We start from the raw sequence: 8,876 nt of genomic DNA, 5'->3' as shown, positions 1-8,876 counted from the left end.
GGCTGACCGCGTTGCTGGTGCCGTTCGTATTGAAGTTCCTCGGCGTGGCGGCCTGACGGCCGGCCTCGCCGCTACTCCGTGAGGAGTTTCTCGATGTCCTTCACCAGTTCCATCGGCTCGGTCTGCGGCGCATAGCGCTTGTACACGCGCCCGTCCTTGCGGACCAGGAACTTGGTGAAATTCCATTTGATCGCTTCGGTGCCCATCAAGCCGGGCGCCTCGCTCTTGAGGTGCTTGAACAGCGGATGCGCCGCATCGCCGTTCACGTCGATCTTGTCGAACAGCGGGAAGGTTACGCCGTAGTTGGCTTCGCAGAAGTGGCCGATATCCGCATTGCTGCCCGGCTCCTGCGCACCGAACTGGTTGCAGGGGAAGCCGAGCACCTCGACCCCCTTTCCCGCGAACTGTTCATAGACTGCTTCCAGCCCCTTGTACTGGGGCGTGAAGCCGCATTCGCTGGCGGTATTGACGATCAGCAGCACCTTGCCCTGGTACTGCTTCAGGTCGATGTCCTTGCCATCGATGCCCCTGGCCTTGAAGTCGTAAACCGTCGTCATACGATGCCCAGGTGTTCCGTGCCCTTGCTCAGGTCGCGACCTTGCGCATCCTTGCTGTTGAGCTTGATCGACAGGCGCAGGTCGTTGACCGAGTCCGCATTGCGCAGCGCATCCTCGTAGGAAATCTTGCCCATTTCATACAGGTCGAACAGCGCCTGGTCGAAGGTCTGCATGCCCAGTTCGCGCGATTTCTTCATGATCTCCTTGATGTCATGCACTTCGCCCTTGAAGATCAGGTCGGAAATCAATGGCGAGTTCAGCATCACCTCTACTGCAGCACAACGGCCCTTGGTGTCCTTGAGCGGAATCAGTCGTTGCGAAATCATGGCCTTCAGGTTGAGCGACAAGTCCATCAGCAATTGCTGGCGACGCTCTTCCGGGAAGAAGTTGATGATGCGGTCGAGTGCCTGGTTGGCGCTGTTGGCGTGCATCGTGGCAAGGCAGAGGTGGCCGGTTTCGGCGAAGGCCACCGCATAGTCCATCGTCTCGCGGTCGCGGATTTCGCCGATCAGGATCACGTCCGGCGCCTGGCGCAGCGTGTTCTTCAGCGCGGCAAACCAGTCGGCCGTATCGACACCCACTTCGCGCTGCGTGACGATGCAGTTCTTGTGCGGGTGCACGTATTCCACCGGGTCTTCAATGGTGATGATATGGCCGTAGCTGTTCTCGTTGCGGTAGCCGACCATGCCGGCCAGCGTCGTCGATTTACCGGAACCGGTCGCACCCACCATGATGACCAGGCCGCGCTTGGTCATCGCCACTTCCTTCAGCACTTCCGGCACGCCGAGGTCTTCCAGCTTCGGGATGGTGGTGGTGATGGTACGCAGCACCATGCCGACCTTGCCCTGCTGCACAAAGGCGGACACGCGGAAACGGCCGAGGCCGCCCGGGCTGATCGCGAAGTTGCACTCCTTGGTCGCTTCGAATTCCGCCGCCTGCTTGTCGTTCATGATTGCGCGCGCCAGTTCGACGGTGTGCGTGGACGTCAGCGGCTGGTTCGACACCGGCGTCATCTTGCCGTCGATCTTGAATGCCGGCGGGAATTCGGCGGTGATGAAAAGGTCGGAGCCGTTCTTGCTGAGCATCAGCCTCAGCAGGTCGTGCATGAATTTTGTAGCCTGTTCGCGTTCCATGCTGGCTCCTTAACCGGGGAAGTTTTCCGGCGACTTCGCGGCAGCACGCGCGGCGGCGGAAGAAATGACATTGCGGCGCACCAGGTCGGTCAGGTTCTGGTCCAGCGTCTGCATGCCGATGTTGCTGCCGGTCTGGATGGCGGAATACATCTGCGCGACCTTCGCTTCGCGGATCAGGTTGCGGATTGCCGGCGTGCCCAGCATGATCTCGTGCGCGGCAACGCGGCCGCTGCCGTCCTTGGTCTTGAGCAGCGTCTGCGAAATCACGGCCTGCAGCGATTCGGACAGCATCGCGCGCACCATTTCCTTTTCTTCCGCCGGGAACACGTCGACGATACGGTCGATGGTCTTGGCGGCGGACGAGGTGTGCAGCGTGCCGAACACAAGGTGGCCGGTTTCGGCGGCGGTCAGCGCGAGGCGGATGGTTTCGAGGTCGCGCAATTCGCCGACCAGGATCGCGTCGGGGTCTTCACGCAGCGCGGAGCGCAGCGCATTCTGGAAGGACATCGTGTGCGGGCCGACTTCGCGCTGGTTGATCAGGCACTTCTTGGATTCGTGCACGAATTCGATCGGATCCTCGACGGTGAGGATGTGGCCGTATTCGGTTTCGTTCAGGTGGTTAATCATGGCTGCCAGCGTGGTGGATTTGCCCGAGCCGGTCGGGCCGGTCACCAGCACCAGGCCGCGCGGCTTCAGAGCGAGGTCGGTGAAGATCTTGGGGCAGTTCAACTGCTCCAGCGTCAGCACCTTCGACGGAATGGTACGCAGCACGGCCGCCGCGCCGCGGTCCTGGTTGTAGGCGTTGACGCGGAAACGGGCCAGGCCGGGGATCGCGAAGGAAAAGTCGCACTCCAGCACTTCCTCGTAGGCTTTGCGCTGGCCGTCGTTCATGATGTCATAGATCATGCCGTGCACGTCACGGTGCTCGAGCGGCGGCAGGTTGATGCGGCGCACGTCGCCGTGCACCCGGATCATCGGCGGCAGGCCGGCTGAAAGGTGCAAGTCGGAAGCCTTGTTCTTGACAGCGAAGGCGAGGAGTTCGGAGATGTCCATTTATAATCCCTGGGCCGGCGAGGGTGCCGTAAATAAATGAGCAATACCGGCCGCAGGTGTCGGTATTGCCTTGAGTAAATCGATTATGTCTCCAATTTCCTACAACTTGCAAGCCGTGCGGGAGCGCATCGCAGAAGGGGCGCGTGCAGCGTTGCGAGATCCCCGAAACGTGCATCTTCTTGCGGTTTCCAAGACCTTCGGCGCCGATGCGGTGATCGAAGCGTCCGATGCCGGACAGCGTGCTTTCGGCGAAAACTACCTTCAGGAATCCGTGGACAAGATGGCAGCAGTACGCGCCGCGCGTCCGGACCTGTCGCTCGAATGGCACTTCATTGGGCCGATCCAGAGCAACAAGACGCGGCCGATTGCCGAGCATTTCGACTGGGTGCATTCGGTCGACCGGGAGAAAATCGCGCATCGTTTGTCGGAACAGCGCCCCGCGCATCTGCCGCCGCTGAACATCTGCCTGCAGGTCAATATCAGCGGCGAAGACACCAAGAGCGGCGCCGCGCCGGAAGAGGTGGCGGCGCTGGCGAAGGCAGTGGCGGCATTGCCCAACCTGAAGCTGCGCGGACTGATGGCGATCCCGGAGCCGGCGGAAGACACGGCACGCCAGCGCGAACCTTTCCGCAAATTGCGGGAATTGCTGGAACAACTGAACAAGGAAGGACTGGGGCTCGACACCCTCTCGATGGGAATGTCGGCGGATATGGACGCGGCGATCGCGGAAGGCGCGACGATCGTGCGCGTGGGAACGGCTATTTTTGGACAGAGGACATATGCAAGGTAACCTGAAAATCGGCTTCATCGGCGGCGGCAACATGGCGTCCGCGCTCATCGGCGGCCTCGCCGGGAAACTGACTGCCGGCGCGAACATCCACGTGGTCGATCCGAATGCGGACGCGCTGCAGAAGCTGCAATCAACCTTCGGCGTCACCACTTCACCGCAGATCGATGCGGCGCTGGCGCAATGCGAGGTGATTGTGCTGTCCGTGAAGCCGCAGCAGATGAAGGACGTGGTGCAGCAGTTGCGTCCGCATGTGTCGAAGCAACTCGTGCTGTCGATCGCCGCCGGTATCCGCGCGGTCGACCTGTCGCGCTGGCTGGGCGGCCATGCCGCGATCGTGCGCACCATGCCCAACACGCCGGCGCTGATCGGCAAGGGCATTACCGGCATGGTGGCGATGGATGGCGTGTCGGACGCGCAGCGCAACGCTGCCGACGCGATCATGCGTGCGGTGGGCGCGACAGTCTGGCTCGACAACGAATCGCTGATCGACCCGGTGACCGCCGTGTCCGGCAGCGGCCCCGCCTATGTGTTCTACTTCATCGAGGCAATGCAGCAGGCGGCGCAGGAGATGGGGCTGACGGCGGAGCAGGGCAACCAGCTCGCGATCGAAACCTTCGTGGGCGCGGCGCAACTGGCCGCGAATTCGACCGATCCCGTCTCGGTGCTGCGCGAGCGCGTGACCTCGAAGGGCGGCACGACCTATGCGGCGCTGACCAGCATGGATGGCAGCGGTGTCAAGGACGCCATCGTCAAGGCGCTGAAGGCGGCCGCCGCCCGTGGCAAGGAATTGGGCGAGGAATTCGGCAAGGACTGAGTTTCAGCGCCGCCCGATCAGCAGGCCGATCACCAGTCCGGCCGCCGCGCCGATGCCGACGGCCTGCCAGGGATTTTCCTTCACGTATTGTTGCGTGGCGTCGATCGCGTCACGCGTGCCTTCGGCGACGCGCTCTTCCAGGTCGCCCAGGTTGCTGCGCGCATTGCTCAGCGTGGATTCAAAGCGCGCACGCGCCGTCCGGTAGCCTTCGTCCACCTGCTGGCCGGTGCTGCGCAGCAGGTCTTCCGCATCCTTCACGATCAGCTGCAAGTCTTCCATCAGGCGGTCGCGGAGATCGCCGCCGAGTCCGATCTTATCCATCGTGTGCTCCTCTCAAAACAGGTCTGCTTTGAGTGTAAGCAACAGCTCGGGGGACGCCTTGCGAGGTGTCAAATTACTTCAGTGCGTAATCCAACGCGATCCCCGCAAAGATCGCCGCGCCCAGCCAGTTGTTGTGGCGGAAGGCGGCGAAGCAGCGCATGCGGTCGCGCTCGCGGATGAGGGTGTAGTGATAGGCCGCGCAGCCGATGGCGACCAGGATGCCGGCCACGAACCACGCATGCAGTCCGTATTCAAGGCCGACCACGAGGATGATGACGAAGGCCACCGCATAGCACACCATCACCGCCATTACATCGAATTGGCCGAAGGTGATCGCCGAGGTCTTGATGCCGATCTTCAAGTCGTCATCGCGATCGACCATCGCGTATTCAGTGTCGTAGGCAACCGCCCAGAAAATGTTGGCGATCAGCAGCAGCCATGCCGCCACCGGCACGGTGTCCTGCACGGCGGCGAAGGCCATCGGGATGCCGAAGCCGAAGGCGATCCCCAGGTAGGCCTGCGGGATGGCGAAGAAGCGCTTGAAATAAGGGTAGCTGGCGGCGATCAGGACCGCCGCGACCGACAGCTGCTTGGTCAGCGTATTGAGCGGCAGGATCAGCGCGAACGAGATCACGGCGAGCACCGCCGCCACCATCACTGCTTCCCAACCGGCGATTTTTCCGCTCGTCAAAGGCCGTTCCGCGGTGCGCTTCACATGCTTGTCGAAGTCCCGGTCGGCGTAATCGTTGATGGCGCAACCTGCCGAACGCATAAGGACGGTGCCGAGCGTGAAGATGGCAACCAGGTTCCAGTCAGGATGGCCTTTTGTCGCCAGCCAGATGGCCCAGAGGGTCGGCCAGAGCAGGAGCAGGATGCCGATGGGTTTGTCGATGCGGATCAGCCGCGCGTAAAGGGCGAGTCGGTTCATGGTCGGGATTGCGACGGAAAACCGGATTATAAGCGGCAACATGGCGTCCGCGCCCCGGCGGACGCCGAGAGGTCAGGCCGCCACGACTTCCTCCTCGCGCAGCATGGTCACGCCGTTCAGGTCGCAGGACAGGACGGCGTCGCGAATCGCATCGATCGCTGGGCGGCGCGTGAAGCTCTTGCGCCAGGCAATGACGACACGCCGCGAAGGGCTGGGTGAGGAAAAGGGCACGTAGCGCAGCATGCCGTCGCGCGCTTGCACCTCCGGCACGGATGCCTTCGGCAGCACCGTGATGCCGATGCCGGATGCGACCATGTGGCGGATGGTTTCGAGCGACGAGCCTTCGAAAGTGCGCGCGATGCCATCGCCGCTGGTCGAAAAGCGTGACATTTCCGGACAGACTTCCAGCACCTGGTCGCGGAAGCAGTGGCCGTTGCCGAGCAGGAGCATGGTTTCGGATTTCAGGTCTTCCGCCCGGATCGTCGACCGGTCGGCCCACGGATGCTGCTTGGGCAGCGCGACGACGAAGGGCTCGTCGTACAGCGGCTGCACCACCAGTCCCTGGTCGGCGAAGGGCAGGGCCATGATGGCGGCGTCCAGTTCGCCCTGGCGCAGCAGTTCGATCAGCCGGGTAGTGAAATTTTCCTGCAGCACCAGCGGCATTTGCGGCACGCGCTCGATCATGGTCTTGACCAGCGGCGGCAACAGGTAGGGGGCGATGGTGTAAATGACGCCGAGGCGCAGCGGGCCGGCCAGCGGGTCCTTGTTCTGCTTGGCGATTTCCTTGATGGCGGCGGTCTGTTCCAGCACCCGTTCGGCCTGCGCCACGATCTGGGAGCCAAGCGGAGTCATCGAAATCTCGGTGCCGCCGCGTTCGAAAATCACCACGCCGAGCTCGTCCTCAAGCTTCTTGATGGCGACGGACAGGGTCGGCTGGGCAACGAAACAGGCTTCGGCGGCATGGCCGAAATGCTTTTCCCGTGCGACCGCGACGATGTATTTGAGTTCGGTAAGAGTCATGGTTACGTTTGCCTCCTTGTGTAGGACAACGTCCGGCCGCATCCGATAGTGATCATAGTATAAAGACTATGCCAAAAAGCAAAGGATTGCATGCAGCAATGCGTGTTCATACCTTGAGGAACTCTTCCCGCCCGCCCAGCCAGCGCGCCAGATGCGCCTCGACCGTCGCCGGATCGTCGTGCAGCAGCTTCTGGGCGACATCCCGCGCCTTTTCCACCAGCCACTGGTCGGTTTCCAGGTCAGCGAAACGCAGCATCGCCTGCCCGGACTGGCGCGCACCGAGGAATTCTCCCGGCCCGCGGATTTCAAGGTCGCGGCGGGCGATTTCGAAGCCATCGGTCGTCTCGCGCATGGTCATCAGCCGTTGTTTGGCCACCGGGCCGAGCGGGCTCTGGTAGAGCAGCAGGCAGACGCTGGCGGCCGATCCCCGGCCGACCCGGCCGCGCAACTGGTGCAGCTGCGACAGGCCGAAGCGTTCCGCATGCTCGATCACCATCAGCGAGGCATTGGGCACGTCGACGCCGACCTCGATCACCGTGGTCGCCACCAGCACATGCACCTCGCCGCGCGAGAAAGCGTCCATCACGATCTGCTTCTCGGCCGGTTTCATGCGGCCATGCACCAGTCCGACATTCAGGTCCGACAACTCGGCGGCGAGGGTGGCATGCGTGTCAGTCGCGGTCTGCAACTGCAGGGCTTCGGATTCCTCGATCAGCGGGCAGACCCAGTAGGCCTGCCGGCCTTCCTGCGCCGCCGCATGCACGCGTCCGATGACCTCGTCGCGCCGGTTCTGGTCCACGATGCGGGTGACGATGGGCGTGCGGCCGGGCGGCAGTTCGTCGATCACCGAGACTTCGAGGTCGGCGTAGTAAGTCATCGCCAGCGTGCGCGGAATCGGCGTGGCCGACATCATCAGCTGGTGCGGCACGGTCTGCGCATCCAAGCCCTTGTTGCGCAGCGCCAGCCGCTGGCCGACGCCGAAGCGGTGCTGCTCGTCGACGATGACCAGGCCGAGCTTCGAAAATTCCACGCCTTCCTGGATCAGCGCATGGGTGCCGATCACCAGCTGGGCTTCGCCGGACTCGGTGCGTGCCAGGGCTTCCAGCTTTTCCTTCTTTTTCAGGCTGCCGGTCAGCCACGCGACCTTCACGCCCAGCGGTTCCATCCATTGCGCGATCTTGCGGAAGTGCTGCTCGGCGAGGATTTCGGTGGGCGCCATCAGGGCCGCCTGGAATCCACTGTCGATGGCCTGCGCGGCGGCCAACGCGGCCACAACGGTCTTGCCGCTGCCGACATCGCCCTGCAGCAGGCGCTGCATCGGGAAGGATTCGTGCAGGTCGGCCCGGATTTCAGCCAGCACGCGTTGCTGGGCGCCGGTCAGGGTGAAGGGCAGCGCCTTCATCAGCGATTCGGACAATTCGCCGATGCGAGGCAGGGCGGCGGCCCCCTTGGACCGGCGGGCCGCCTGCGCCCGCTTCAGCGACAGCTGCTGCGCCAGCAGCTCATCGAATTTCATCCGCAGCCACGCGGGGTGCGAGCGGTCGAGCAGCGCGTGTTCACTGACGTCGGGCGGCGGATTGTGCAGCAGGCGGACGGACGGTTCGAAGGCTTGCAGCCGGAGTTCCGCCAGCAGCGCGGGCGACAGCGTGTCGCGCCAGTCCACACGCGACAGCGCGCCTGCGATCGCCTTGCGCAGGTAGGCTTGCGGCAGGCCTTCGCCGGACGGATAGACAGGCGTCAGCCTGTCGGGCAGCGGATCGCCTTCCTGCACGACCTTGTACGTGGGATGGACCATTTCGGCGCCGAAGAATCCGTGGCGTACTTCGCCGCGCGCCCGCACGCGCACGCCGACGGCAAGCTGCTTGACCTGGTTACCGTAGAAATTGAGGAAGCGCATCACCAGCGGGCCGCTGTCGTCGGCGATGGTGACGACGAGCTGGCGACGCGGCCGGTACTGGATGTCGGATGCGGTGACGACGCCTTCGACCTGCGCGGCATGGCCGCCCATGAACCCGGCCGCCTGGATCGGCTGCACCTGGGTTTCGTCCTCGTAGCGCAGCGGCAGGTGCAGCGCCAGGTCCATGTCGGTGCGCAGGCCGAGCCGCGCCAGTTTGGCGGCGCCGGTCTTGGCTTTTTCCTGGGGAGCGGTTTTTCGCTTCGGGGCGGGCATGTGAATCGTGCTGCAGGGCGTAAAATAGAAGGTTTTATTCCGGTTGAAGATTGTATGGCAATTCTGTCAAGCGCAGATGCCTGCTTCAAC

9 protein-coding genes are annotated in these 8,876 nt (G+C 63.3%); 2 read left to right on the top strand and 7 right to left on the bottom strand.

What is annotated here, in order from left to right:
• Nucleotides 1-71 precede the first annotated feature (71 nt).
• The 3 genes from AYR66_RS08385 to AYR66_RS08375 are packed head-to-tail and all read right to left on the bottom strand — an operon-like array spanning nucleotide 72 to nucleotide 2,743.
• Nucleotides 72-557, bottom strand: a complete 486-nt coding sequence (locus AYR66_RS08385) for a glutathione peroxidase (RefSeq protein ID WP_088707127.1) — start codon at nucleotides 555-557, stop codon at nucleotides 72-74.
• Complete coding sequence (locus tag AYR66_RS08380) at nucleotides 554-1,690, bottom strand: PilT/PilU family type 4a pilus ATPase (protein WP_088707126.1); 1,137 nt, start codon at nucleotides 1,688-1,690, stop codon at nucleotides 554-556. The genes AYR66_RS08385 and AYR66_RS08380 overlap by 4 nt, the downstream gene beginning before the upstream one ends.
• A 9-nt stretch (nucleotides 1,691-1,699) precedes the next feature.
• Nucleotides 1,700-2,743, bottom strand: a complete 1,044-nt coding sequence (locus AYR66_RS08375; protein ID WP_088707125.1) for a type IV pilus twitching motility protein PilT — start codon at nucleotides 2,741-2,743, stop codon at nucleotides 1,700-1,702.
• A gap of 85 nt (nucleotides 2,744-2,828) precedes the next feature.
• Between AYR66_RS08375 and AYR66_RS08370 the strand changes: the two genes are divergently transcribed.
• Both AYR66_RS08370 and proC read left to right on the top strand, forming a co-directional pair.
• Nucleotides 2,829-3,533 (top strand): YggS family pyridoxal phosphate-dependent enzyme, encoded by a 705-nt coding sequence (locus tag AYR66_RS08370; RefSeq protein ID WP_088707124.1) that lies wholly within the window; start codon nucleotides 2,829-2,831, stop codon nucleotides 3,531-3,533.
• Nucleotides 3,523-4,347, top strand: coding sequence for a pyrroline-5-carboxylate reductase (proC, locus tag AYR66_RS08365; protein ID WP_088707123.1), 825 nt, complete (start codon nucleotides 3,523-3,525; stop codon nucleotides 4,345-4,347). Before AYR66_RS08370 ends, proC begins: the two co-directional genes overlap by 11 nt.
• 3 nt (nucleotides 4,348-4,350) lie before the next feature.
• Here the strand turns inward: proC and AYR66_RS08360 are convergent, their stop codons facing one another.
• The 4 genes from AYR66_RS08360 to recG all read right to left on the bottom strand — a co-directional run bounded on the left by AYR66_RS08360 (nucleotide 4,351) and on the right by recG (nucleotide 8,786).
• Nucleotides 4,351-4,668 carry an ElaB/YgaM/YqjD family protein gene (locus AYR66_RS08360; protein WP_088707122.1) on the bottom strand — a complete coding sequence of 106 codons (318 nt, stop codon included), beginning with the start codon at nucleotides 4,666-4,668 and terminating at the stop codon, nucleotides 4,351-4,353.
• Nucleotides 4,669-4,741: 73 nt separating this feature from the next.
• On the bottom strand, nucleotides 4,742-5,596 hold the full coding sequence (ubiA, locus tag AYR66_RS08355; RefSeq protein WP_088707121.1) for a 4-hydroxybenzoate octaprenyltransferase: 855 nt from the start codon (nucleotides 5,594-5,596) through the stop codon (nucleotides 4,742-4,744).
• A gap of 72 nt (nucleotides 5,597-5,668) precedes the next feature.
• The gene (locus AYR66_RS08350) at nucleotides 5,669-6,616 is read right to left on the bottom strand and encodes a hydrogen peroxide-inducible genes activator (protein ID WP_088707120.1); all 948 of its coding nucleotides are present in this window, start codon (nucleotides 6,614-6,616) and stop codon (nucleotides 5,669-5,671) included.
• Nucleotides 6,617-6,722: 106 nt separating this feature from the next.
• Nucleotides 6,723-8,786 carry an ATP-dependent DNA helicase RecG gene (gene recG, locus AYR66_RS08345; protein ID WP_088707119.1) on the bottom strand — a complete coding sequence of 688 codons (2,064 nt, stop codon included), beginning with the start codon at nucleotides 8,784-8,786 and terminating at the stop codon, nucleotides 6,723-6,725.
• Nucleotides 8,787-8,876: the final 90 nt, after the last annotated feature.

It is taken from the genome of Noviherbaspirillum denitrificans (assembly GCF_002211445.1).
Lineage (GTDB): Bacteria > Pseudomonadota > Gammaproteobacteria > Burkholderiales > Burkholderiaceae_D > Noviherbaspirillum > Noviherbaspirillum denitrificans.
The sequence above is the reverse complement of the archived record's forward strand: the minus strand, read 5'-3'. Positions and strand labels throughout refer to the sequence as shown.